This is a genomic window from Chryseobacterium sp. MEBOG06 (genome assembly GCF_021869765.1).
Taxonomy (GTDB): Bacteria; Bacteroidota; Bacteroidia; order Flavobacteriales; family Weeksellaceae; genus Chryseobacterium.
Map to the genome: position 1 here is coordinate 2,290,647 of NZ_CP084580.1, position 24,407 is coordinate 2,315,053.

The 24,407-nt window shown below is 34.0% G+C and carries 26 protein-coding genes; 16 read left to right on the forward strand and 10 right to left on the reverse strand.

Going from position 1 to position 24,407, the window contains the following annotated elements:
• Positions 1–1,056, forward strand: a complete 1,056-nt coding sequence (locus LF887_RS10425) for a response regulator (RefSeq protein WP_236859124.1) — start codon at positions 1–3, stop codon at positions 1,054–1,056.
• Positions 1,057–1,205: 149 nt separating this feature from the next.
• On the opposite strand, the gene LF887_RS10430 is transcribed toward LF887_RS10425, so the two are convergent.
• Complete coding sequence (locus LF887_RS10430; protein WP_236859125.1) at positions 1,206–1,562, reverse strand: helix-turn-helix domain-containing protein; 357 nt, start codon at positions 1,560–1,562, stop codon at positions 1,206–1,208.
• A 20-nt stretch (positions 1,563–1,582) separates the two neighbouring features.
• Positions 1,583–2,026, reverse strand: a complete 444-nt coding sequence (locus tag LF887_RS10435) for a transposase (RefSeq protein ID WP_236859126.1) — start codon at positions 2,024–2,026, stop codon at positions 1,583–1,585.
• Positions 2,027–3,000: 974 nt separating this feature from the next.
• Between LF887_RS10435 and LF887_RS10440 the strand changes: the two genes are divergently transcribed.
• Together LF887_RS10440 and LF887_RS10445 are read left to right on the forward strand one after the other, a co-directional pair.
• Positions 3,001–4,152 carry a hypothetical protein gene (locus LF887_RS10440; protein WP_236859127.1) on the forward strand — a complete coding sequence of 384 codons (1,152 nt, stop codon included), beginning with the start codon at positions 3,001–3,003 and terminating at the stop codon, positions 4,150–4,152.
• A gap of 290 nt (positions 4,153–4,442) precedes the next feature.
• On the forward strand, positions 4,443–5,585 hold the full coding sequence (locus LF887_RS10445) for a hypothetical protein (protein WP_236859128.1): 1,143 nt from the start codon (positions 4,443–4,445) through the stop codon (positions 5,583–5,585).
• Positions 5,586–6,251: 666 nt separating this feature from the next.
• Here the strand turns inward: LF887_RS10445 and LF887_RS10450 are convergent.
• Positions 6,252–6,518, reverse strand: coding sequence for a hypothetical protein (locus LF887_RS10450; RefSeq protein WP_236859129.1), 267 nt, complete (start codon positions 6,516–6,518; stop codon positions 6,252–6,254).
• Positions 6,508–7,287, reverse strand: a complete 780-nt coding sequence (locus LF887_RS10455; RefSeq protein WP_236859130.1) for an XRE family transcriptional regulator — start codon at positions 7,285–7,287, stop codon at positions 6,508–6,510. The genes LF887_RS10450 and LF887_RS10455 overlap by 11 nt, the downstream gene beginning before the upstream one ends.
• Before the next feature lie 60 nt (positions 7,288–7,347).
• On the opposite strand from LF887_RS10455, the gene dinB reads away from it, so the two are divergent.
• From dinB to LF887_RS10470, 3 genes are read left to right on the forward strand one after another with little or no spacing between them, the layout of a single operon-like run.
• The gene (gene dinB, locus LF887_RS10460; protein WP_236859131.1) at positions 7,348–8,496 is read left to right on the forward strand and encodes a DNA polymerase IV; all 1,149 of its coding nucleotides are present in this window, start codon (positions 7,348–7,350) and stop codon (positions 8,494–8,496) included.
• 24 nt (positions 8,497–8,520) lie between these two features.
• Positions 8,521–11,574: a DNA polymerase III subunit alpha gene (locus tag LF887_RS10465; protein ID WP_236859132.1), complete on the forward strand. Its 3,054-nt coding sequence runs from the start codon at positions 8,521–8,523 to the stop codon at positions 11,572–11,574.
• A gap of 51 nt (positions 11,575–11,625) precedes the next feature.
• Positions 11,626–12,222 carry an alpha-ketoglutarate-dependent dioxygenase AlkB family protein gene (locus LF887_RS10470; RefSeq protein WP_236859133.1) on the forward strand — a complete coding sequence of 199 codons (597 nt, stop codon included), beginning with the start codon at positions 11,626–11,628 and terminating at the stop codon, positions 12,220–12,222.
• Positions 12,223–12,449: 227 nt separating this feature from the next.
• Here LF887_RS10470 and LF887_RS10475 read toward each other — a convergent pair whose 3' ends face one another.
• From LF887_RS10475 to LF887_RS10495, 5 genes are all read right to left on the reverse strand, one after another.
• Positions 12,450–12,653, reverse strand: a complete 204-nt coding sequence (locus LF887_RS10475) for a hypothetical protein (protein ID WP_236859134.1) — start codon at positions 12,651–12,653, stop codon at positions 12,450–12,452.
• A 72-nt stretch (positions 12,654–12,725) separates the two neighbouring features.
• Positions 12,726–13,283, reverse strand: coding sequence for a hypothetical protein (locus tag LF887_RS10480; RefSeq protein ID WP_236859135.1), 558 nt, complete (start codon positions 13,281–13,283; stop codon positions 12,726–12,728).
• A gap of 81 nt (positions 13,284–13,364) precedes the next feature.
• Positions 13,365–13,898, reverse strand: a complete 534-nt coding sequence (locus LF887_RS10485) for a hypothetical protein (RefSeq protein WP_236859136.1) — start codon at positions 13,896–13,898, stop codon at positions 13,365–13,367.
• Positions 13,899–14,211: 313 nt separating this feature from the next.
• Positions 14,212–14,472 (reverse strand): hypothetical protein, encoded by a 261-nt coding sequence (locus tag LF887_RS10490; protein ID WP_236859137.1) that lies wholly within the window; start codon positions 14,470–14,472, stop codon positions 14,212–14,214.
• Positions 14,473–14,483: 11 nt separating this feature from the next.
• Positions 14,484–15,146, reverse strand: coding sequence for a BON domain-containing protein (locus LF887_RS10495; RefSeq protein ID WP_236859138.1), 663 nt, complete (start codon positions 15,144–15,146; stop codon positions 14,484–14,486).
• Positions 15,147–15,538: 392 nt separating this feature from the next.
• On the opposite strand from LF887_RS10495, the gene LF887_RS10500 reads away from it, so the two are divergent.
• From LF887_RS10500 to LF887_RS10545, 10 genes are all read left to right on the forward strand, one after another.
• Positions 15,539–15,850 carry a hypothetical protein gene (locus LF887_RS10500; RefSeq protein WP_236859139.1) on the forward strand — a complete coding sequence of 104 codons (312 nt, stop codon included), beginning with the start codon at positions 15,539–15,541 and terminating at the stop codon, positions 15,848–15,850.
• 348 nt (positions 15,851–16,198) lie between these two features.
• On the forward strand, positions 16,199–16,372 hold the full coding sequence (locus tag LF887_RS10505; RefSeq protein ID WP_236859140.1) for a hypothetical protein: 174 nt from the start codon (positions 16,199–16,201) through the stop codon (positions 16,370–16,372).
• Positions 16,373–16,377: 5 nt separating this feature from the next.
• Positions 16,378–17,304 (forward strand): FAD:protein FMN transferase, encoded by a 927-nt coding sequence (locus tag LF887_RS10510; protein ID WP_236859141.1) that lies wholly within the window; start codon positions 16,378–16,380, stop codon positions 17,302–17,304.
• A gap of 112 nt (positions 17,305–17,416) precedes the next feature.
• Positions 17,417–17,530, forward strand: coding sequence for a DUF4266 domain-containing protein (locus LF887_RS24410; RefSeq protein ID WP_410681122.1), 114 nt, complete (start codon positions 17,417–17,419; stop codon positions 17,528–17,530).
• Between the two features lie 38 nt (positions 17,531–17,568).
• Positions 17,569–18,759, forward strand: a complete 1,191-nt coding sequence (locus tag LF887_RS10520) for a DUF3570 domain-containing protein (RefSeq protein ID WP_236859142.1) — start codon at positions 17,569–17,571, stop codon at positions 18,757–18,759.
• 450 nt (positions 18,760–19,209) lie between these two features.
• Positions 19,210–19,779 carry a 3'-5' exonuclease gene (locus tag LF887_RS10525; RefSeq protein WP_236859143.1) on the forward strand — a complete coding sequence of 190 codons (570 nt, stop codon included), beginning with the start codon at positions 19,210–19,212 and terminating at the stop codon, positions 19,777–19,779.
• A 214-nt stretch (positions 19,780–19,993) separates the two neighbouring features.
• Positions 19,994–20,455: a hypothetical protein gene (locus tag LF887_RS10530; protein ID WP_236859144.1), complete on the forward strand. Its 462-nt coding sequence runs from the start codon at positions 19,994–19,996 to the stop codon at positions 20,453–20,455.
• A 97-nt stretch (positions 20,456–20,552) separates the two neighbouring features.
• Entirely contained in the window at positions 20,553–20,864 is a 312-nt protein-coding gene (locus LF887_RS10535; RefSeq protein ID WP_236859145.1) for a hypothetical protein, read from the forward strand.
• Positions 20,865–20,909: 45 nt separating this feature from the next.
• Positions 20,910–22,985 (forward strand): leucine-rich repeat domain-containing protein, encoded by a 2,076-nt coding sequence (locus LF887_RS10540; RefSeq protein ID WP_236859146.1) that lies wholly within the window; start codon positions 20,910–20,912, stop codon positions 22,983–22,985.
• A gap of 401 nt (positions 22,986–23,386) precedes the next feature.
• Positions 23,387–23,578 carry a cold-shock protein gene (locus LF887_RS10545; RefSeq protein ID WP_236859147.1) on the forward strand — a complete coding sequence of 64 codons (192 nt, stop codon included), beginning with the start codon at positions 23,387–23,389 and terminating at the stop codon, positions 23,576–23,578.
• A gap of 187 nt (positions 23,579–23,765) precedes the next feature.
• On the opposite strand, the gene LF887_RS10550 is transcribed toward LF887_RS10545, so the two are convergent.
• Positions 23,766–24,314 carry a GNAT family N-acetyltransferase gene (locus LF887_RS10550; protein WP_236859148.1) on the reverse strand — a complete coding sequence of 183 codons (549 nt, stop codon included), beginning with the start codon at positions 24,312–24,314 and terminating at the stop codon, positions 23,766–23,768.
• Positions 24,315–24,407 lie beyond the last annotated feature (93 nt).

The following is a 24,407-nucleotide window of genomic DNA, read 5'->3' on the forward strand; positions in this document are numbered from 1 at the left end:
ATGAAAAAAAACTGCATATTAATCATTGAAGATAACGAAGATTTTCGTGAGAATACTTTGGAAATTCTTGAGCTTGCCGATTATGAAGTATTTCAGGCTGCTAATGGAAAACAAGGAATAGAAATGGCTATTAAACATATGCCTGATGTTATTTTATGCGATATTATGATGCCGGAACTTGATGGATATGGAGTATTGTATCTTTTGAGTAAAAGAGAAGACACGGCATTAATACCTTTTATATTTATTACCGCAAAAACCACCAGAACAGACATCAGAAAAGGTATAGAAATGGGGGCAGACGATTATCTTACAAAACCGTTTGATGATATTGAACTTCTGAGCGCTATAGAAAGCAGAATAAAAAAGAAGAATCGTCAGAAAAGTCTCTACAGCTCTAATCTCAGTAAGATAACAAATTTGTTTCAAGATTCACATGGTCTCGATGAATTAAAAAAATCGTTTAATCATCGGAAAATTAAATTACTTAAAAAAAAACAAGTCGTTTATTTTGAAGGTGATACAGCAAATGCTATTTATTTAATTCTATCAGGTTCAGTAAAAACTGTAAAAAATACAGATGACGGTAAAGAGCTTATGACAGGAGTTTATAATCCAGAAGATTATTTTGGAATTACCTCTATTTTCTCTGGAAAAGAATATAAGGAAACTGCGGAAGCATTAGAAGATACAACATTATGTTCTGTTCCAAAGGACGTTTTAGATACGTTGGTTTATAAATATCCGGACATCGCAGAAAAATTTATTGCAATTTTAGCAAAGAATGTTGTTGATCATAACGAACAGTTATTGCAGATGGCCTACTATTCTGTAAGAAAAAGAATGGCAGAAGTGCTGCTTAAACTACATACTGTTCAATCTGATACACAGGTAGGGTTTGAGATTTCCCGGGAAAATCTTGCTTCTATGTCTGGCATGGCCAGTGAAACGGTTAGCAGAATTCTCAGTGATTTTAAAGCAGAAATGCTTATTGATAGAAATGCTGGAACGATTAAAATACTTGATATTTTACGTCTTCAAAAACTTAAGAACTAGCATCTCTCATATTATAAGGGGAATCATGAAAGGAGCAGTGAAGTTGTTGAGGAAGGATAATGTTCAATTTTAGTGTAGCAAAAAATTCCATAATATTCTATTAAAAAGAGACAAAATCAGATGTGATTTGAAGTTTTTTTAATTGTAAATTAAATCATAAAGTGAAGTGTTTTCCACTTAGAGATGGTATTTTTGCTCATTTTAAAATGACTTGCCAGTTCAGAGTTATTTAACTTATTTTTTTTCTGATATTCTAAAATTTCTATAATATCTTTTTTGTTGTATGAACGGAGGGATTGATTAAGTTTTTGTGTGTTTTTATTTTCATTACCAAATATTTTTTGATTAAGATAGATAATATCAAGAGTGGATAATTCCTCCTTATTAAGCATATTTTTACATTCTTCTTCTTTTTCAGGGTAGTTGAAGAGTATAATATCTTTGAAAATTCTCTTATAATCCGGAACTATAAAATGTTGTTTTTTAGTGAGTCGGCTTCTTTTCATTATAATGTATTTTACTATTTTTATGAGTCTTCTGAATTTTTATATTTGGCGATCCATTTATAAAGTGTTGTTTTTGGAATTTTATAATCATCTATAATTTGACTTTTAGTTTTTTTGTTAGTCTCAATAAGCTTGAGGATAAAATAGATTATTTCTTTAGTGTATATACTTTTTCTAAACTGGGGCAGAGCTGATTTTTTAACTTTAGAAACGTAAGGATGCTTAAATGGGGCTGGTGGTGAATAGAGAATAAGATGCTGAGAATATAAACGAAAAAAATCATAGTCAAGAAGTTTACACCATTTTAATAAATAATCACTGTTTAAGGCAGGACTCATATACATTTGGTTAATTTCTTTTTCACCACAATCAAAAAAATTGCATATTCGGGTTATTCTTATATTACTTTCGCTGACTCTTTTTTGAATGAATGAGCCTATATGAATGGTTTTTATATTTTCCATAAGATCATGGTAAATGATTTTTAATATTCTCATGTAACAAGATAATTGAAGTTTTACTGTCAAAAAACTTAGAACAATAGCAAGAGAGAATCTATTAGTTTTTTCTTTATTAAGAACCTTTAAATGAAGGAAGGATTGATGGGGTTTATATTTTAAATTATTATTAAGCCCCTCTTAATGTTTGGGAACACATTCTCTCTCATCATTTATGAAATAAAACTGAGGGGCTTATTAAAAATTAGATTATAAAAATATTCTATTTCTTATGGAGCTCGATGAGCTTTCTATCGTTTTCAAAATAAATTATTTTTAGATTAATAAGTCAAATGTATGGAAGAAAACGTTTTTACAAAGTGACTACAATTCTATTTTAGAATGATCTTCATCACTTTTTCCCAAGTATCAAGATATCAATGATTCAGAAAGTGACTATTTTAAATTAATTATGTTCATTCGGATCTATCTTCCTATGTTCATAAAAAAGGTTTAAAGGGAAAGTATACAGGATGGTACCAGCAGGGGAATTGGTAAAATTGATTTTGCCGTAAAGCGAAAAAATACAACAAAATGCTATAAACGCTAATAAGTATCTGTTGTTATGGCCTATAGATCTGTTCTGAAAAAAACAACTTACAGTAGTTAGTCGTTGAAAAAGATAAAATTTATAGTAAAACTATTGTCTAAATATTCCCTTATTGGTGATTTTTAGTGCTTCAAGAAATATTTTTCAGAAAAATAGTAATCAGAATCATATTTCTAGATGATCTGTAGCATTTTCCAGAATTCAGCCTACTCTTAGATTTGTAAATATTTAAAATTATAAAGAGACAAACAACATTTGTACTCATATAGATAAAAAGAATATATGTTTAAGTAGACACTTCCTATTAAAATAAAGATGAAAATATCTGTCATCAATTTCACTGATTAATGATTTAATTAATGCTTATTCTTTAACCATAAAAAATTCTACCATGAAAATTTTTAATTTATTTATCTGTATCATGTCCTCTGCTTGGTGTTTTTCTCAAGTCGGAATAAATACAGCAACACCAAATGTTAACGCTGATCTTGAATTAGCATCTACTAATAAGGGGCTTCTTTTGAATAGAGTTGCATTGAGCGCTACAACTACCGGAGTATTTAGTGCCGGTATGGTTGTTTATAACACTGAAACGATTAATGATGTAACTCCGGGCACCTATATCAGTAATGGTACAGTCTGGACCCGGCTTACTGATGCACAAACATTGAGCTCATCTTTATCTACTGTTTGGAAAACAACCGGAAATGCTAGTACAGTTACAGACTTTATCGGTACTACTAATTTACAGCCTTTTATTTTTAAAACAAATAGTATTGAAAGAGCGAGGATCGCATCAGATGGTACTATTGGAATCGGAACTGTAACTCCTCAAGGTATTGTTGACATTTCTTCTGCGAACTCCACATTAGTATTACCGCGAAACATTAATCCTCCGACTAACGTAAATTCCGCGGTGAGCGGAATGATTATTTATGACACTACTTATAAAACTTTACGATACTTTAATGGTGTTCAGTGGAGTACTGTTATTTCTTCACAAACTTTAACAACGGCCAATGAGGGAGTTGTTCAAATGAGAAGCGGAGCAGGAATACAACCGACATTCTTATTTAAACCTTCTGGAGGGGTTCCTTTGAGTACATATGTAAATGTTACCTACCAAGCTCCTGTAAATATTGTGACAGATTTTGCACCTTTTCCTACAACCAGCTGGCCGGAGAATATTGGCACTCCTACTGTAGCCGATATCTACAGTCAGACAAATGGTAATTTTTTTGAAAATTCTATTCCGGGGCAAACCCATACATGGCGTATTATAGCAAGTTACAGCGGTAAAAATAACGGATCCGTAGCATATGTAACAGCTAATTTATCCAATCTGGTTGCTCCTTCAACATTTTCTATAGACCAAACAGTTGTTGCTCCCAATGGTGTAACTACAGGAGATCTTGTTTTTTATTTAGTTACCGTCCCTGATTCTATGTCTCTTGCCAACGGATATTCCCTTAAAATAAAATCTGATACCGCAATGGATGTTACGATTACCAGCGTAACAAGGATTTCTCAGGCAAAGGATTAATCATTTATATGCGCTTACTTGATAGAATATGCAACCTTTGGTAAGAAGTGACAACATGATGCACCGTTTCGAGATTATTTTTCTAAAAGTAATATAGATCTATTTTTATTAAAAATACAAAACAAAGAATGAATTGTAAATATCGTGAATTGTTTACCGAAAACAGGACTGAATATAAGTTCAACCTAAACTTGAACCCCTGAGATTAACAATAGAGCAACCAATACCCATTCTTAATTTTACTAATCGATTATTTAACTAGTTATACTTTAACCATAAAAAATTCTACCATGAAAATTTTCAATTTATTGATCTGTATCATGTCCTCTACTTGGTGCTTTTCTCAAGTCGGAATAAATACAGTTACACCTAACGCTAACTCAGATCTTGAATTGGCATCTGTTAATAAGGGACTTCTGCTGAATAGAATAGCATTGAATTCTACAACTACCGGAGTATTTAATGCCGGTATGATAGTCTATAATACCGCAACCATTAATGACGTAACTCCAGGTACCTATATCAGTAATGGTACAGTCTGGAGCCGGATTACTGATTCACAAACATTGAATGCTGCCTCTTGGAGAACAACTGGGAATTCTGGTACTTCAACAAACTTTGTGGGAACTAATAATCTTCAGTCTATAATTTTTAAAACCAATACTAATGAAGCAGCAAGAATGGGATCAGATGGTAAATTTGGAATCGGCACACCGAACCCGCAAGGTGTTGTTGACATTTCTTCTGCGAACTCAGCATTGGTATTACCCCGGAATATAAGTCCCCCGACTAATGTAAATTCACCAGTTAATGGAATGATTATTTATGATTCTACCTATAAAACATTACGATACTTTAATGGTATTCAATGGAGTACTGTTATTTCTTCACCAACTTTAACAACGGCTAATGAGGGAGTCGTTCAGATGAATAGTGGGGATGGAATAAAACCTACATTTTCATTTAAAGCTTCCGGAGGAATTCCTTTGAGCATTTATCAAGATATTTCCTATGAGACCCCTATAAATGTTCTGACAGACTTTTCTCCTTCGCCTACAACAAGCTGGCCGGAGAATATTGGGATTCATGTTGTAGGGGATATGTATAATCAGACGAATGGTACGTTTTTAGAAAATCCCATTCCGGGACAAGTCCATATATGGCGTATTATTGCAAACTACAGTGGTAAAAATAATGGAGCCATAGGATATGTAACAGTTAATTTATCAAATCCACTTCCTCCTTCAACATTTTCTATAGACCAAACGGCTGTTGCACCAAACGGTGTAACTACGGGAAATCTTGTTTTTTATTTAATTACTATAGCTGATTCTTTATCTATTGGCAGCGGATATATTATTAAAATAAAGTCTGATACCCCAATGGATGTTACAATTAATAGTATAACAAGGGTTTCTCAAGCAAAGGATTAATCCTATATTGATGTTTTTCTTTCTGTTTCTTATCAAAAAAGAACCAATAAAAGTTTCTAATTTAACTTTTGAGCTATTTTTTTGGCTTTGAAGCATACCACGTTAAGACCAGAATATAAGTTCGAGCATATGAGATATAGGTGTAGAATGAGATTGTATTATCTTTTTTTTTTAATCTAATTAATTATAATCTTCAGTTAGAGAATTTGTTTAATAGTTTGTAAGTACCTATTCTCAGATCTGCTTTGGCTGAAGTTTTTATATTATGAAAAAAATATATAACGGTCTTTCCGGTAAAACGAAGAAGGAGATTCTAGAAATAATAAAAGAAAATTTGAATTGTGAGATTCATTCTGATGAATGGTTTTATATCTGGGTAAAAGCTATCCTTGGCAAAGAAAATATCAATACCTTCTTTTTGATGACAATATCGTCATAAGATCCAGCATTGTTTTTAAGAACTTATGGGATAAAAGTTATTTTCGTAATTTTTTTTCAGCGGTAAGGGCTCAAAATTTTCCAGAATAACTTTTTAACTTACACTACCATTTTTTTCTTTAAAAAGAGTTTCTGATATGAATAAGACTGCAGGTAAATTTTCAAATAAGATTTTTATTAGTTGTAACAAATCATATGCCTGCAGTCTAATTTATTTTACTAGGCTTATCACAATGAATGGTAGTCAATAATGTTTGTTGGTCCAGTCTGTTTTTCCATGAGATAAGAATGTATAACGTCGTAAGCTTTATAATTTTCTTTTATCAGAGAGATCTCACATATTTCTTTTAAATATTCTAAAGGAGGATTTGAATCTGTTAATATTTTAACGATCTCTTCTTTATTACAGCTTTCATACAGGTTGGATAAATCTTCTGCGATTTTATTTTGTAAATTGCTTATTTGCTGTAGTATTTCAAAATCTTCATTTTCCATTTTTCAAAGATAGATCAGTTTTTATAATTTCTAATTCATTCTGTAAGATTCCGAACATATTTTTTAATACCTGAAAATCATTATTAGGTATTTCCAGTTCTTTTGTATTAACACTTCCGGCAAATTCCCATATTTCAATTATTTCATTCCACTCAATTTCATAAGGCTCATAAAATGTATTATCTGAACTGACAGACATTCCTGAGCTGTTTTGTTTTCCAAACCTTTTATATACAATCCCTTCTCGGGTAATGAACATATAGCTTTTGCCTTTTTTGAGATGGTCTTTGCTTTCAATATACTTTCCAATGATATAAGTTCCGTCATTATAGGGAGGCATTGAATCACCCTCAACAGGAAAAGCTCTGTATTTTCCATTTCTTAAAAACGGTAAAGACATATACTGGAGACTTTCTATGTATTCCGGATCGCTATATCCCGAAAGATATCCCATTTGGCCCGTATGGGGAATGATCTCAATTTTATTTTCTCCCTCATTGCTTACTTTTATTGGCAGAACAATCCTGTTATCCGGAAGATTTAAAATATGATCTATTGAATATTTATTAAGATTAATAGTCAGTAGCAGATCAATACTCACTTTATAATATCTTGAGATCTTAACAAGCATTTCAGGAGAGGGACTATTAACGTCATCTTCATATTTTGCATATCTGCCCCTGGTAATATGGATGCTGTCTGCAACACTTTGCTGGGAGGCCCCAAGCTTACCTCTTAAATACCTTATGTTTTCTGAAAAAATTGACATTGCTATAAATTGTAGCAACAAATTTACAAATTTTGATACAAATCGTACTAATTTTGTAGCATGAAACGGAATATTGTACATATGGACTTAGATACTTTCTTTGTTTCCTGTGAAAGACTGAAAAATTCAGAGCTAGAGGGAAGGCCGGTCATCATAGGAGGCGGAGACAGGGGAGTTGTTGCTTCCTGTTCATATGAAGCAAGATATTTTGGAGTAAGAAGTGCAATGCCAATACGCATGGCTTTAAGGCTTTGTCCTGAGGCTAAAGTGATTAAAGGAGATATGGAAATGTATTCTAATATGTCACATATGGTTACTGATATCATTCAGGAAAAAGTCCCCTTATTGGAGAAAGCCAGTATTGATGAATTTTATCTTGATTTATCAGGAATGGATAAATTCTTTGGATGCTATAAGTGGACTACCGAAATAGCCAGTTATGTGACCAAAAATACAGGATTGCCCATCAGCTTTGCATTATCAACCAATAAAACGGTTTCTAAAATAGGAACAGGGGAGGCGAAACCTGTTGGCAGATTGGAAATTAAAGATTTGGAAGTCAAACCCTTTTTAAATCCATTGTCCATTAAAAAGATTCCGATGGTGGGGGATAAGACCTTTCAGCTTCTGTCAAGAATTGGAATCCGTACTATTCATACTTTATCTGAGATGCCTGTTTTAGTCTTACAGCAGATGATTGGAGTGAACGGAAAGGAGCTTTGGAAAAAAGCAAACGGGATTGATGAAAATCCTGTAGTTCCTTATTCCGAAAGAAAATCGATTTCTACAGAAAGAACCTTTATTAATGATACAATGGACATTCTGGAGTTGAAAAGACTGATATCAGGAATGACCGAACAGTTAGCCTATCAGCTAAGACAGGAAAAATGGCTGACTTCAACGGTAGTAGTTAAAATCCGTTACGCCAATTTCGATACAGAAACCAGACAATGCAAAATTTCTTACACTTCTGCGGATCACACGCTGTCAAAAGTGGCTTTGGAACTATTTAATAAGTTGTATACAAGAAGAATGAGACTCCGTTTGGTAGGATTACGTTTTACAGGATTGGTACATGGGAATCATCAGATGAACCTTTTTGAAGATACCGAAGAACAGATGAACTTATATCAGACTATAGATTATTTGAAGAACCGCTTCGGTACAGGAGCGCTAGGCAGAGCTTCAGGTTTTGATTTTGAGAAATAAGATAAGATTTTAAAATTTTCAACAATGTTTTTGAATTGTCATTCTTTTCATAGCCTTCGTTATGGAACCCTATCCATTGGAGAATTGGTGAAACAGGCCCATGCTTCAGGTCTTAAAGAACTGGTGCTGACGGATATCAATACCGTTACCGGAATTTACGATTTTAAAAAAGAATGTGAGGCCATCGGTATTAAACCTATTGCGGGAATAGAAGTACGAAAAGAAGGTAAGCTGCTTTATATTGCTATTGCTAAAGAATTTTCAGGGATAGGAGAGGTCAATACCGTCATTACGGAATATAACTGTGGGGGCGGGGAACTCTCAGAAAGAGCACCGGAATTTAAAAATGTATTTGTAGTCTATCCTATGAGTAATATTCCTGTTGAGTTAAAAGAAAATGAGTTTGTGGGAGTCAGAATAGAAGAGCTGAATTTTCTGATCAGACCGGAGTATCAGATCCTCATCTCTAAAATGCTTGTTCTGCATCCTGTCACCTTTAAGACGAATGAAGAATATGAACTTCATAAAATTCTCAGGGCCATTGACAATAATATATTGCTGTCAAAATTAACCAAAAGAGAGGTTTGTCGTCAATCTGAATATTTCATTTCCGAACAGCATATTACAAAGGCATTTGAGAGATACCCCCAAATTATTGAAAACACAAGGAACATTCTTGAACAGTGTGATTTTGAATTTGATTTTAAAAAAGTTAAGAACAAACAATTCTATACAAAATCTAAAGAATCTGATGTACAACTTCTCCGCAGGCTGGCATATTTAGGTTTGGAAAAAAGATATGGACTCGGTCATGAAGTGGCTCAAACAAGAGTTGAGAAAGAGCTGGGAGTTATTGATGAACTCAATTTCTGTTCTTACTTTCTGATTACCTGGGATATTATCCGTTACAGCAATAAGATGGGGTTTATGCATGTAGGGCGGGGTAGCGGAGCCAATTCAATAGTCAGTTACTGCCTGGGAATTACCGATATCTGTCCGCTGGAGCTGGATCTGTATTTTGAACGATTCCTGAACCTGAACCGAAAGACACCACCGGATTTTGACCTCGACTGGAGCTGGCAAAATAGAGATACAATCCTGGAATATATTTTTGATCGATATGGAAAGAACCATGTTGCTTTTTGTGGAACCAATATAGAATTTAAATACAGGTCTATTTTCAGAGAAGTAGGTAAGGTATTCGGTTTACCCAAAGAAGAGTTGGATGATTTGTCGAAAAAACCGATGGAGAGCCATGACCGGAATTTAGTTGTACGACAGGTTCAGAAATACGGTAAATTACTGGAAAAGTTCCCTAATCAAAGAAGTATGCACGCATGCGGAATTTTGATTTCAGAAGAACCTATTACCCATTATACAGCATTAGAAATGCCGCCCAAAGGATTCCCGATTGTTCAGTTTGATATGAATGTGGCAGAAGATATTGGACTTGAAAAATTTGACATCCTTTCACAAAGAGGTCTTGGGACCATTAATGATACTGTAAATCTGGTTAAAAAAACAAGAGGAATCACCATTGATATCCGGGATACGACCTTGTCAAAAGATGAAGAAAAAGCAAATGAATACTTAGCGGTAGGAAAGACAATCGGATGTTTTTATATAGAATCCCCAGCAATGCGTGGGCTTTTAAGAAGATTGAAATGTGACAATTACAGAACCCTCGTTGCAGCTTCTTCCATTATCAGACCGGGAGTAGCACAAAGTGGAATGATGAGGGAATACATTTTCAGGCATAATCATCCCGATCAGTTTGAATATTTTCATTCAGTATTTGAAGAGCATTTGAAGGAGACCTATGGCATTATGGTGTATCAGGAGGATGTGATCAAGATTGCCCAATACTTCGGGGGACTGTCTTTAGCAGATGGAGATATTCTACGAAGAGCCATGAGTGGGAAAGGCCGCTCTATTCAAAAGCTGCAGGAGGTAAGAGCTAATTTCTTTGAATCGTGTAAAATAAAGGGGCATTCTGAGGCATTGACCGCCGAAGCTTACCGGCAAATTGAATCTTTCGCCGGATATTCTTTTTGTAAAGCACATTCAGCTTCCTATGCTGTGGAGAGCTATCAGAGTTTATATCTTAAAGTCTACTATCCATTAGAGTTTATGGTTTCAGTAATTAATAATCAGGGAGGCTTTTACCGTACCGAAGTGTATATCCATGAAGCAAAAATGTCCGGGGGGAATATTCAGACTCCATGTGTCAATACAAGTGAATATCAAACCACACTGAAAGGAACAGATGTTTATTTGGGTTTAATGCTTTTGGATGGGCTGGAAACAAGAATAGCCTATGGAATTGTTCAGGAGCGTGAAAGAAACGGAAAATATAAATCCTTGGAAGATTTTATCAGACGTATTCCTATAGGTATTGAAACCATGCAGATTTTAATTTTTATCGGAGCCTTCCGGTTTACGGGTAAGCCTAAGAATGAATTACTTGTTGAAGCGAGATTATTGTTAGTGAATTTTAAACCGGAGAACAGAGGACTTATGCTGATTGAAGAACCTGTTCAGGAGTTTAAACTTCCTGAGCTGAAAAGAGACCGTTTTGAAGACGCTTTTGATGAGATTGAACTCATAGGATTTCCGGTTTCATACAGTCCGTTTGATTTATTACAAACCAGATACAGAGGTTCTGTATTGGTGAAAGACTTGTTGAAATTTCATAAAAGACAGGTGAAAATGTTAGCATATCTTATTTCGAGGAAGCACGTTCCCACCAAAAAGGGAACGATGTATTTTGGAACCTGGATAGACGTCAATGGTGATTATTTTGATACAGCCCATTTTCCCGATAGTTTGAAGCAATATGATTTTCAGGGAGGAGGGTGCTATTTACTATTAGGAACGGTGGAAGTCGATTTTCATTTTCCAACCATTACCATTCATAAGATGGCCAAAATGCCGATGATTCCCGATCCGCGTTATGCCTATGATAAAGAAAAACAATATGATATTCACCGGCAAATCAAAGAAGATGTAAGTATGACATCCAGAAAACCATATCCGCAGGCTCATGAAATTGGTCTGCCCAGACATAAAATGAAATGATCAGAGAATTCCAATCTTAGAATAACTAATTAATAAAAAGTATTATTGATAATGAACCAGTTAAGTTTATTTAATACAGAAGAATTTTATGAATTTCCAAAAGACCTTTTGGAATACAGAGAGAACTTCCTGAGCATGGAAGAGGCTGATCTGCTAAAAGATAAATTGCTCAATACCGCTCTTTGGGAGCAGAGCACTCAGAAAATGTATGATAAGACCGTACTGACTCCCCGCCTTACAGCCTGGTACGGGGATGTCCGGGAAAGAAAAAAAACAACAAATCCCTGGACTCCGGAACTGTTTTCTATAAAAGAAAGAATTGAAAAAGAATTTGACTGCCGGTTTAATGGTGTTTTATTAAACCTTTATCGTAACCAGAATGACTCTGTAGCCTGGCATAGGGATAAAGAAAGCCGATATGGGAAACGGCCGGTAATTGCTTCTATCAGCCTGGGGCAAACCAGAAATTTTGATTTCAGGAAAAAAGATCATCATCAAAGTAAGTACAGTCTGCCGTTACCGCATGGGACTTTACTCATTATGAAAGGAGATCTGCAGGAACATTGGGAGCATAGGATAGCAAAATCCGGTGTACCGATGAAAGAGAGAATTAATTTAACATTCCGATTGTTAAAAGAAAGTATTTAATATTGAAGGGCTCAGTATTTCTATTTACTATTGCGTGGACAAATTTTAAAAAGTATACTAACGATGAAAAAATAAAGATCCCAAAAAGTAGAATCATCCAATGATCGTCCAGGTGCATTCTCTGGAACTGATAATTGTTGTAATTAAAATTTTGGGATGTTGGGATTTTAATGATTTTAAGTAATATAGCCCCTCCTGGATCTTCTCAGAAAGATAAGGTTTTAGTGCTATTTAGCAGCTTGTTTCCTGGCTCGTTTTAATTGTTTTTTTACCTTTCTTGAAATAGGTTTAAGCGATTTTCTTACAATCTTTTCCATTTTATCGGTCAGTTCAGACTGATTATTGGTAAGTACCCTGTTTACCGATTCCAAAAGTTTGTCTTTCAGTAATTTGGTGACTGCGGGTTTCTTTTTTATGTTTTTCTTTTCCATATTTTTAAAATTGAAGTTGGCTTCAAAATTCAACTAAAAAGCATTGCTGATCAGTAGATTTTATTGATTTGGTTATTTAATCACTTTGTCTTTTAACAGTTCGCCGTCTACAGAATAGAACAGGTCCCGTTCTGAAGTTCCGTTTTTTATCTTGACTTTATATATTTTCATGGGCTTCATTGCAGAGTCTCCATATATAATTTCTTTTTCTCTGGAAATTTTCCAGTCACTGTAATCTCCATTTCTTAGAGCATATGAAATAGAATAAGGAAGCTCCGAACTGATTATTTCCCGAACCGAAATTTTCTTTCCGTCCTTTGAATATATTGCTTTCAGGTGAGTTTCAGCATTTGTAAAGTCAGCAACATAATATTCAGAAGGTTTAAACGACTGCTTAGACGGGTTATAATCATACCATTCAGTATTAAAAACCTGTTTCGGATAACCACGCCACTCAACGTTGACCACTGTAGGATATTCATTAACAAAGTTTTGGCTTACTAAATTAGGAATCCGTGACTGAGTTACTGCCTGATCTTCAGTCTCTGTATTTCTCTGACCATACATGGATGTTGTAAATACAATGGACATGACGGTAATTGCAAATAATTTTAAAATTTTATTTTTCATTTTTTCTGATTTTAAGTTGAAACATAATTGTCCCAACAAGGTATTTTTATTTTATGATACTGGCTTATCAATAGAAAGTTTCTATTTCTTATCATCTTGGATTAGTTTTTTGAGGGATAGATCTACTTTTGTCAATTCGGTTTTAAAATCTTTTTGAAATATTTTGTTTTCTTCGTATGTTTTATTACCAAAATTTTTCATATCGCTGTCAAAAGCTCTATTCTTCTTGTTGAGTTTATCTTTAAGTACCATGATATCTTTCTTTGCCTGGTTATAGTCACCATCAAATTTTTGCTTATCATTGGTGTTCATCTTTTTTAAACCCATATCTAATTTTGTAAGATCCTGATCCAGTTTTGCGATCTCATTATCAGCTTCAGTTTTGAATTGCTTCCATTCTGCAGTTGTTTTTGCTTTTAAAATGTTATTTTCATTAGCACTTGCGTCATTTGATTCTTTTTTTGCTTCTGTAAAATCTGCCTTTGAATTGGTCTCCTTTTTTTGGGAAGTCTGGTTACAGCCAAACATTATTGCCGTTATTGCAGCAACAGTTAAAATTGTTATATTTTTCATTATTTTAAATTTAAGTGTTATTAAAAGAATAGGACCATTCACTTATTCAGATCCGTTTTATAGAGAAATAGCCGTTGACTTTCTGTGTCCGGATTTTTTTGTTCTGTAAAGTGAAATTAGATTTTTTTCGGACTGTAAATATTGATATACGGCCTACACCATGTGTATTTACAGTTTATTTCTGTATGTTTAAACCTTATTGGATAGTATGTATTTTTCTTAACCCTGTTGTAAAAATCGATGAATTAAGGTGTTATATACTGATCTATCATTTAGCTCATAAGAAATTGCTTTGTAAATTGTGAAGAATAAACTTAAAAGCACCTTTTAGTAAGTGCTTTTAAGGAATAGCTGATTATTTTAGATTGGAAGCGTGGTATTTAGCATCTTCTTTTTGTGCATCTCTACCAAGAGAGGCATGGCCGTGCGCTTCAACGGTACTTTTTGCTGCTTTTTCATGGTTACCATCTTCATGGTGTCTTGCTGCCTCACGGTGGCTTTTGGCTGCAGCTTCAAAATGAGTGGCTGCTTTTTTGTGGTTTTCAATACCTCTGTTGTTTTCAGCTTTAGGAATACTTTCCTGTTCTGTTTTACTGTTTGATTCTGTATTTTTCATTGTAATTTTATTTAATAGTCATATCCATAGTCAACTTCCAGATTGTTTTTAACTTCAAGGATTCCTGGAGCTTTCCATACAATATGACCGACTTCTTCTTTGGCATACCAGGAGTTGACAGTTCCTTCTAAGGTTACTATCTTGCCTGACACAGATACTCTGATATCACGATCATCAATTACGCTGCTTTTTAATGCGTTTTCAATATCTTTTTTATCAATCTCCTCATGCATTTCTGATTTGATTGTAATATTATTGGTGATTACCTTGATACCGGGAAGAAAAGTGATTGCATTTTTTGCAGCCTCTTTCTCATAATTCCAGTTGAGCTCTCCTCCTAAAATGACGCACCCGTCTTCTACTTTTACACTTACTTGGTCATCAGGGACTTTATAGTTAGATTTTAGTGCTGCCAATACTTCATTGGCAATATCTGCATCACTTTTTGTCCAGGAGTTTGGAAGATTTACCTCAATATTTTCTACCAGTGCTTTTACGCCGGTAATTTTCCTGGCAGCTGCTTCTGCTTCTGCCTTTTTTGTAAAACTGTCAACTACACCCGTCAGAGAAACAACTCCATCTTTTGCGGTAACCCGAATTTCGGCTGAACGTAATAGAGGTTCCCATCTAATGGCATTTTGAACATCTTTCTGTAATTCTGAATTAGTTTTCATGAGTACGGCATCTCATTGAAATTTCTTTATTTCAATGATGTAAATTTACATTTATTTGTTAATCAGTGCTTTACATAAGATTGATTAATTGTTGCACATATCACACTTTTTATTGAGATTAAGTGTCAGATACTCAATGGAAAGATTAAGCAACTAAATAAACTAAAATAGGGTAAGGGCCTTAGTTCTGAATAAGAAGTAATCAGAAGAAAACACATACAGGTTTGTTAGTCTCAAGCATAATAAAATATTGAATGAGATGTTTAAAGAGGTTATTTAAAATCATTCTTAACGAAAGATTTCATAATTTTGATACAGTGAAAAAGCTGATTCCCATATTATTGTTATCGTTATATTTGGTTTCTACAACCGAATTGTATTAGCTTTTGAAAATGCCATTGCTGATTGAGCATTATATTGAACATAAAGAACTCAACCCTGAAATGTCTCTCACTGCATTTCTGAAAACACATTATGATAATCCTGTTAAAGACAGTGATTATGATAAAGATCAGAAATTGCCTTTTGTTTCACAGGTAGGCCTTCTTTCAGTGGCTTTTACTATCAATCCATCTTTGGATCTTTATTTTACGGAAAGGGCTTATAGCTTAAAAGAAATAAAGAAAACCTTTTACAAAAGTGTTCTTTATAACAACGAAATTTTAAATTCTATCTGGGAACCCCCAAAGTTTTATCAATCTTAAACTTTTTTTCTCAATCATTTTTTGATTGGGCAGGTATTCTGTTTCCTTCTAAAACTATCAATATAAGATGTTGATGAAGATAGATCTGTGATTCAGAATACCAGAACTTATGGATCAGTCTCAAAAGCTGGGGGGGTGTTTAGTTGCATTATCTTTGCTTTATGCTAAGCGATTACGACCTTCTTAAATTTTTACTTCCAGAATTTCTAGTTGAACACTTTGATATCCTCAAAGCAGAAGAACATTCTGCTGAACTTCATATTTATTTTGAAGAAAAAAGCAGTGAATATTATTGTTTATATCAATGCTGATTTTCCCAGAAATAAAAAAAAACAGTTTTCTTCCGAAATGAAAAAGGAAAATAGTGCCCTTGCCGATCAGTATAATTCAAAAGGATTATTTCCTTATACTTTACTACTTGATCAAAATGGAAAAATACTGAAAAGCTGGGAAGGTCTTCTTTCGGAAAATGCCCTCGCTTTCAGCAAAGAAATAAGGGATGTGCAACAGCAAAGAAAATAAAAAAGATGTTAAGAGAGTTCAAAAAGCCTCAAAGACTGATGGGAAATGCTTTTGAAATAACAGTAGTTGATGAAAATGAAGACAGGGCTTATAAGCATATTGATGCTGCAGTTACAGAAATTCAGAGAATTGAAAAATTACTAACTACTTTTAGTGAAAATAGTCAGACCAGCCAGATCAATGATCATGCAGGAATAAATCCTGTAAAAGTGGATCAGGAAGTGTTTGAGCTCATTGAAAGAAGCCTTCGCATCAGCCGGATTACTGATGGATATTTTGATATTTCCTATAGTGGGATTGATAAAATTTTCTGGAATTTTGACCGGAATATGAGACGGCTTCCAGATCTACAACTTATAGAAAATCATTTAAAGCTTGTCAATTATCAGAATATTCTTCTAAACCCTGAAGAATGTACTGTTTTTCTCAGGAAAAAAGGGATGAGGATTAGCTTCGGTGGAATCGGAAAAGTATATGCTGCTGAAATGGCTAAAAGATTACTTATCAAAAGAGGCGTTAAATCAGGAATTGTAAATGCTTCGGGAGATCTCGCCACCTGGGGAATGCAGAGTAACGGAAAGCCATGGACCGTAGGCATTGCAGATCCGGACTACGCAAAACAGCCATTTTCATATATGAATATCACGGATATGGCAGTGGCAACCTCAGGAAATGATGAAAAATTTGTCGTTATCAACGGTAAAAAATATTCTCATACCATTAATCCTAAAACCGGAATGCCTGTATCAGGAATTAAAAGTGTAACCATCTTCTGCCCAAATGCAGAAATTGCGGATGCTATGACAACTCCCGTGGGCATTATGGGAGTAAAAGCAGCTTTGAATCTGGTGAATCAGATTCACCATCTGGAATGTATTATTATAGATGATGACAATACAGTCTATTCATCTCAAAACATTAATTTACAATGAATAATAAAATAAAAAAAAATGGACATACTTACTGGCTGTCATTACCATTATCCTTATCCACTCCTGTACTGCTTTAAAAGAGTATGATAAGGCAAAGCTTAATGATGCGGAAATGGCATTAGGAAACAGAACTATAGAGAAGACTGAGCTTAATTTCCAATCCTATAGAGAAGGCTCCTCGGGAGCTAACTCCGGAAAAGTAGGAGGTGGCTGTGGTTGTAATTAGAGAATCGTTGCAATTTTTAAAATTTAAAAGAATCAGACATGAAAAAAATTGTAATGAGTATATGGGCTCTTTTGGGGTTCATAAGCTTAAAAGCTCAGGAAAACTCAAACACAGCACACTCCAAAAAGTTAAGTTTTGAAGAAGCCAATCTGGTATCAAGTTATTACCATCAGGATGGGAATAATTCTGCTGTTACCGGAGGAGTAGGATCGGAAAAGCTTACAGATCTTTCCAATATGATCGATGTTACGATGGTAAAATATGATAGCAAGCAGAGAAAAAATAAATTAAATCTGAGTGTAGGAGTCGATCATTATACCTCAGCTTCTTCTGATATGATTGATCTAAAAGCGAATTCTTCAGCCTCTCATGCAGATACCAGAATATATCCTGCGCTTCAATGGAGCCGTGAGAATGAAAATAAAGGAAGTCCACTTTTTGGTGGAATATCATTTTCTACTGAATTTGATTATCAGTCTTACGGGGCGAATATTGGTTTTGCACAGAAAACAGGCAACAGGATGGGAGAGTTTACAGCAAAGTTTCAGACCTATCTTGACCAGGTAAAACTGATACCCCCCATAGAACTGCGTACCGGAAATTCAACAGGTGGGGGACATGAAAACTATGGAACAAGCGGAAGAAATACCTTTGCTTTGTCCTTAGCCTATTCTCAGATTATCAATCAGAATTTTCAGGTTGAATTTATGACCGATGCTGTTCAGCAGACAGGATTTTTGAGTTTGCCGTTCCACAGAGTTTATTTTACAGATGGTTTCGTGCATCAGGAGGCTTTACCTGATAAAAGATTTAAACTTCCTTTGGGAGTGAGGGCTAATTACTTTTTGGGAGATAAATTTATCCTGAGAACTTATTACAGGTTTTATACAGACAGTTGGGGGATAAGATCAAATACCCTCAGTATTGAAGCTCCTGTAAAAATATCTCCTTTTGTTTCAATAAGTCCGTTCTATAGATATTATTCTCAGAAAGGAACTAAATATTTTGCTCCTTATGAGCAACATACTGCTTTTGATGATTATTATACAAGTAATTACGATCTGTCGACCTTTAACCGTAATTTTTACGGAGCAGGTATCCGTCTCAGTCCTAAAAATGGGTTGTCTGGAATAGAACGCATGAATATGCTGGAGATAAGATACGGACATTACACCAAATCTGTAGGAATGAGTTCCGATATTATTTCTCTAAATCTGAGATTTAGATAGCGATAGCTCAATATAATTTCTAAAATTTAACCTGTTCAGTTTATGATAAGATTAAAGCAGGTTTTTTGGTATGTCAATCATCAATTATTGCAGTGATCTTAATTTTCTGAATATCAGATTGTAAAAAATAGTTAAACCTTTTTTATATATAAGTTTAAATGACTTCATAGAATAAATACCGAATTCATGCTATACTTTGATTTTTGTGGCAATGGTTATGGAACGCTTCTTATTTCCTATTTCAGTTATTTTCAACCAATTTGAACGAAGAGGACCTGAATGAAGATTATTTAAAAAGTACGCCAATAGATTGCGTACTAAGAACATATCTTTGAGAAATCCTTAGATAGCATGTAAGTGAAATATTTGTGACAGATCCGATTCAACAGGATGAATTGTACTGCATAAAATGTCATAGGCCACTAAGGTAGATTTATTAAAAAAATTTATATGAAATTTTCAAGTGATTTAGTCATTTATGATTTAGAAGGAAGTTGCAAAACTTTTGGAAAAAATGAAATAAATGAAACTAATATAATAGAAATAGGGGCTGTAAAATTAGACAGGAAAACTTTTGAAATAAAAAGTGAATTGTCAATTTTAATAAAACCAAAACATTTTCCAATTTTACCTGAGATCACGGACATTACAAACATTACAAATGAAATGGTTGAAAATGAAAAGTATTTCGATGAAGCTATTCTTCTGTTTTTAGATTGGTACGGAGAAAAAAATAAATCAACTTTAGCGGGTTGGGGATTGTACTACGACTTACCGCTTTTGAGGAAAGAATTTACGGAATTTGGATTTGATTACAATAAATATTTTGTTGGAGGAGGTTTTGACATCAGAGCACTGGGTGTTTATTGGCTGGCCAAAAAAAACATCTCTACATCCGGAATTTCATTAGAACGAGTTTTAGAAAAAATGAATGTGAAAGAGGACTTTAAATTTCATAGGGCATTAGATGATGCCAAAGCAACAGCATTAATATTACAACAAATTCTTAATGAAAAATAATTACCTACTACTAACAAGGGGTTGGCAACAGCAGAAAGAAAGTATATAATTCTCTGTTTGTGCTTCGGCAGATATTTGTATTTTAGTAGAACGTTTAGGATTCGGAATGGCTGCCCTCTCTAAGTGTCAAAACGTTATACCCATTTTGGTTGTACTTAATTAAAGAATAAAATGCAGCCGGCATGATGCTGCTGACAAAAAATATAAAGAACCTATGAGATCTACATTCACAGACCTGCAAAAAGAAGAATATGAAAGCTTAGTCATGAGACTGAGCAATGCGGGTGCCAAAAATCCGTCCAGTTGGGCTTCCAGCGAAGTTACAGAAGGAATACCACAGTTTGCCAGGTTTCTCATCCTTAAGTCTCTGTTCGACATCGCAAAATCTACAGACGACAATATCGCTATGGCCTCTGACTTTGATGATGACGTAGAGGAAAAGTATAACGCTATAAAAGACATCGTTGGAGAGGAAAAATTATTGAGCCTTCTAACCTCTTACTCTAAAGGTATTATTTACAATGTCATTGGGCTCTTAGATGAAGGAAACCAGGAAGCTGAGCGGGATAAAATAAGCTGGACACTGATGAAGACCGATGAAAATTATGAAGCTACAGGACAGATGATCCAGGGGCTTCATGAAGATTTTTTAGAATTTGAAGATGAAGTGAAATAAAAAAATCCTATTAGAGTCTTTATAAATAGTTCATACCGGCACAATGTGTACATCTTGGGTTTATGTATGATTTTTTAGAACTACAAAATTGATGACAATGGACTGTAAACAGATAAAAGGAAAAGAAATAGAAGGTCATTTGGATGTATTCTTTTCTGATGATAAGGATCAAATATTAATACACGGAAATTCTGAAGGATTAAAATCGCTTGCTCAATTATTAATGAAATTAGCAGAACTGGATCAGGAAAAGATAGATAACAATTTTTTACCAAGTGGATCAAGAGAGCATTATGAATTAAGACCGAATATTGAATTGTCAAAAAGTTCAATTGAAGTAATTGTTGGAAGACTTGATGCAAGAGGGACTGGAGAATTTTATAGCAGGTATATTCCGAAAGACAACTGAAAAATTATTTTAAACTCATCTATTGTTAGTTTTATTTTAAAAAATATGAGTGATACTAATACCATTATCAACAGACTGGAGAATGCTCTCAATATCAAATTAGAAAAAGAAGATAAAAAAAGTGAAAACTCTTTTTATATTTCTGGCAGGTCAAGTTATCTATCTCTTTCAAACATACATTTTGAAAATTTCTCTGCTCTTGAACCTGTTTTCGAAACACTTGAAAGATTAACATTAATAGAATGCTCAATTACTGATGCCAACGGCTTGCATCTCATGAAGAAGCTGCAAACTCTCATTCTGAAGAAATGTTCAATTTCCATTGAAGGAACTTTTGATCCGGACATACCTAAAACCGAGACAACTCCCGGTAATTTTCGAAGTATAGATTTGGAAGACATGAAGGTTCCACACCCGGGTTTTTTCTTACCTGTTTCTAATCATCTTCATGATGTTACATTCACTAAATGCACGGTATGCAATATTTATGAGTTAAATCTTTTCCCTACATTATATAGCCTGACCATAGATGATACCAATTTCATTGAGTCAGCAAACGACATTAAATACGAACGAGAGTCCCACGAAATATTCACTTTTTTAACATTTGGGAATATGAAATTGAAGGACTTCGATTTATTTACGTCAATTTCGAATGGCGTAAGTGCTTTAAAGTTATACGATTGTGAAATAGAGAGTTTAAAAAGTATTTACCATTTTCCAGATTTAAAAAGCCTTTACTTATATCCTGGTATAAAAATTAATGATCTGAGTATTCCGGATAGTAATGTAAAACCATTTGAATTACAGGAATGTATCATTGAATCAGGAATATCTTCTTATGATTGGGATAAAGATTCGATAATACCTAATTTTAATACAGAACTTCTCCTGTCAATCGCTCCATACGTTCGATGTTTAACAGTAGAAGGCTGTACACTTATCAATACACCCCTGATAAAGTATTTTTCGAGATTAAATGAACTATGTTTTAAGAAATGTTCCATAGATCTGGATGATTATTCATTAATTGCACCCAAAATTCAAAGAATTGATTTTAACGCAACTGAGATCAAAAATCAGGAGTTTTTCAGATATTTTACAAAATTGGACTATATAAGTTTTTCAGTTGATCGTTTTGAAGGTCGAGATTACCTGGATATTGAAAAACTTTTGTCTCTGAAAGGGAGTCTTAAAAAAATCATTCTTCTGGATACTGAAGCTATTCTGAAAATTGATCAGATAAAATATTTTACAGCATTAGAAAAACTTGTTATCAAGGCAGAATCTGTAGAATTTGCACAAGAGATCCTATCTATGAGATCCCTTAAAGATCTGGAACTGAAGATTTATATTGAAGAACAGGAGTCGAAAATTGCCGAGCCCATTATTCTGGATTTGCAACATCTGAAAAATGTGGAAAAATTACAGCTATATACCAATGGTGATTTTTATTTTAAAGGAACCGGTCATTTAAAATCTTTAAAAATGCTTGTTCTACATGATGATGGTGATCTCGAAAATTTAGCAGTTTTGCCATTACTTAAAAAGTTAATCATAGAGGTAAATACAATTGATAAGCTTCCGCAGTTAGAGCAGCTGAAAGTACTTGACTTATATAGCAGGGGAGAATACTGTGAAATAAATATACATGATAAATTTCCCAATCTTAAAAAACTTGCCCTAAGGACGTCAGAAAAGCAGAAAATAGAAATCACCGGCCTTGAAAAATTAAAAATACTTGTGCTTTCAGGAAGCGATTTTGACAGTATTGTATCTTTAGAAAACCTTTCCCGTCTTGAAGAATTAGATCTAAGTAATTGTGAACTTTCCATTGTATCTAAGCTGGATAATCTTATCAGTTTAAAAATCTTAAATCTGGAGGAAAACCAAATCAAAAACATAGACGGTTTGGAAAATCTAAAGAATCTGGAACGCCTGAATCTATATTACAACCAAATCTCTGATATCAGTATATTGAACAAACTCCCAAAGCTTCGTGAAGTTAACCTTGCAGGGAACAGAATAAAAAAAGAAGCTGCCGAAAAACAGCTGGACAAACCAGAGACGGCAACTTGGTATGCCAGACCTTATGCCCCTTTTCGAATAAGTATTGATTAGAAAAACGGAAGCTTACAATATGATCTATAGTTCTTTAAAATTTATTAAATTGAACTGCTGCATCGTTAATATATCTGGTAACAAGAAATAAAATTTGCGAAAGATTTTGTTTTTCAATAAATTATACTTACATTTGTAAAATAATCAGGCTCCTGCCGATGCTTCTTCTGAAACTTTTGAGTTTACTCTTTCTTCTCAGTCTTCGCTTTTTCAGCCGCTATTTTTGTCATCAATATATAAGGTAAAGTTCCTTTTTTTCAAATTGAATATTTTCAAGACGCTAAAATACCAACTTCATTTTTTGTTTACAGATCGATTAATTGCTTAATGATATCAGTATCATGAAGCAATGGCAAGTGCCTACAAGTTTTAATAAATACATAATTTTATAATATAATACAATGCAACAAGGAACAGTAAAATTCTTTAATGACGCCAAAGGTTTTGGTTTTATTACACCATCAAACGGAGGTCAGGATGTTTTCGTACATACATCAGGTTTAATTAATGAGATTCGTGAAAACGACACTGTAACATTTGATTTAGAAAACGGTAAAAAAGGCATTAACGCAGTTAATGTGCGACTAGCATAAATTAAGTAGAAAGCCTCAGAACTTTCTCAATGTTAAAAAAAGCAGATGGCATCTATGTTATCTGCTTTTTTTGATCGATTATCAACGAATAAAGCTGACTCCGCAACCGGGAATTGTATTGAAAAAATAGGTAGTAAAGAAATGATTCAAAGAATAGGAGATCGTGATCGTATTAAAAAAGTGCTAATCAATCAGTTTTCTTATTTGTATTCCATTCTTCCTGAAGAACTGCATAAATAACATCATCTACCCAATTGTTTTTCCAGAACAGGCTTTTCACAAAGTGGCCTTCCTTTCTTAAACCGATTCTTTCCATTAACTTAATAGAATCAGTATTGTCAGGATCAATGGAAGTCATAATTCTGTGTTTCTCTAAATCATTAAAAAGAAAATCAATAATACCTGCTAAAGCTTCAGAAGCATACCCTTTACCCTGAAAGGATTTATTTAATGTAATGCCCAATTCTACCTGTAAATTTTCAATTCCAAAAAAGTGAATCCCGATATCTCCGATCACTGCTTTGGTATCTTTATGGGTGATCAAAAGCTGATACCAGCTTTCCGGCTGATTAAATTCCTTTGTGCTTTTTTCAATAAATCGTTCCACATCTTCCAAAGTTTCAGGAATCCAGCTTTGGAATTTATTGGCCTGGCCATCCGAACGATAGTCAAATAGAGCCTGCTTATCACTGGAGGTAATATCACGTAAAACTAATCTTTCCGTATGAAGCTGCATGATTTTAATGTAATTTCATACAAAAATAGGATTATTCATCGAACTACAAGCAAATCAATATTTGCATTCCATTATTTATGTTTGCGTAAACGG

Coding starts and splice junctions, on each gene's coding strand:
- LF887_RS10540 (WP_236859146.1), top strand. CDS start 20,910: ATGAGTGATACTAATACCATTATCAACAGACTGGAGAATGCTCTCAAT.
- LF887_RS10435 (WP_236859126.1), bottom strand. CDS start 2,026: ATGGAAAATATAAAAACCATTCATATAGGCTCATTCATTCAAAAAAGA.
- LF887_RS10475 (WP_236859134.1), bottom strand. CDS start 12,653: ATGGAAAAGAAAAACATAAAAAAGAAACCCGCAGTCACCAAATTACTG.
- LF887_RS10455 (WP_236859130.1), bottom strand. CDS start 7,287: ATGTCAATTTTTTCAGAAAACATAAGGTATTTAAGAGGTAAGCTTGGG.
- LF887_RS10480 (WP_236859135.1), bottom strand. CDS start 13,283: ATGAAAAATAAAATTTTAAAATTATTTGCAATTACCGTCATGTCCATT.
- LF887_RS10525 (WP_236859143.1), top strand. CDS start 19,210: ATGAAATTTTCAAGTGATTTAGTCATTTATGATTTAGAAGGAAGTTGC.
- LF887_RS10470 (WP_236859133.1), top strand. CDS start 11,626: ATGAACCAGTTAAGTTTATTTAATACAGAAGAATTTTATGAATTTCCA.
- LF887_RS10505 (WP_236859140.1), top strand. CDS start 16,199: ATGAAAAAGGAAAATAGTGCCCTTGCCGATCAGTATAATTCAAAAGGA.
- LF887_RS10465 (WP_236859132.1), top strand. CDS start 8,521: ATGTTTTTGAATTGTCATTCTTTTCATAGCCTTCGTTATGGAACCCTA.
- LF887_RS10545 (WP_236859147.1), top strand. CDS start 23,387: ATGCAACAAGGAACAGTAAAATTCTTTAATGACGCCAAAGGTTTTGGT.
- LF887_RS10510 (WP_236859141.1), top strand. CDS start 16,378: ATGTTAAGAGAGTTCAAAAAGCCTCAAAGACTGATGGGAAATGCTTTT.
- LF887_RS10440 (WP_236859127.1), top strand. CDS start 3,001: ATGAAAATTTTTAATTTATTTATCTGTATCATGTCCTCTGCTTGGTGT.
- LF887_RS10450 (WP_236859129.1), bottom strand. CDS start 6,518: ATGGAAAATGAAGATTTTGAAATACTACAGCAAATAAGCAATTTACAA.
- LF887_RS10430 (WP_236859125.1), bottom strand. CDS start 1,562: ATGAAAAGAAGCCGACTCACTAAAAAACAACATTTTATAGTTCCGGAT.
- LF887_RS10425 (WP_236859124.1), top strand. CDS start 1: ATGAAAAAAAACTGCATATTAATCATTGAAGATAACGAAGATTTTCGT.
- LF887_RS10535 (WP_236859145.1), top strand. CDS start 20,553: ATGGACTGTAAACAGATAAAAGGAAAAGAAATAGAAGGTCATTTGGAT.
- LF887_RS10495 (WP_236859138.1), bottom strand. CDS start 15,146: ATGAAAACTAATTCAGAATTACAGAAAGATGTTCAAAATGCCATTAGA.
- LF887_RS10520 (WP_236859142.1), top strand. CDS start 17,569: ATGAAAAAAATTGTAATGAGTATATGGGCTCTTTTGGGGTTCATAAGC.
- LF887_RS10550 (WP_236859148.1), bottom strand. CDS start 24,314: ATGCAGCTTCATACGGAAAGATTAGTTTTACGTGATATTACCTCCAGT.
- dinB (WP_236859131.1), top strand. CDS start 7,348: ATGAAACGGAATATTGTACATATGGACTTAGATACTTTCTTTGTTTCC.
- LF887_RS10500 (WP_236859139.1), top strand. CDS start 15,539: ATGCCATTGCTGATTGAGCATTATATTGAACATAAAGAACTCAACCCT.
- LF887_RS24410 (WP_410681122.1), top strand. CDS start 17,417: ATGGCATTAGGAAACAGAACTATAGAGAAGACTGAGCTTAATTTCCAA.
- LF887_RS10490 (WP_236859137.1), bottom strand. CDS start 14,472: ATGAAAAATACAGAATCAAACAGTAAAACAGAACAGGAAAGTATTCCT.
- LF887_RS10445 (WP_236859128.1), top strand. CDS start 4,443: ATGAAAATTTTCAATTTATTGATCTGTATCATGTCCTCTACTTGGTGC.
- LF887_RS10530 (WP_236859144.1), top strand. CDS start 19,994: ATGAGATCTACATTCACAGACCTGCAAAAAGAAGAATATGAAAGCTTA.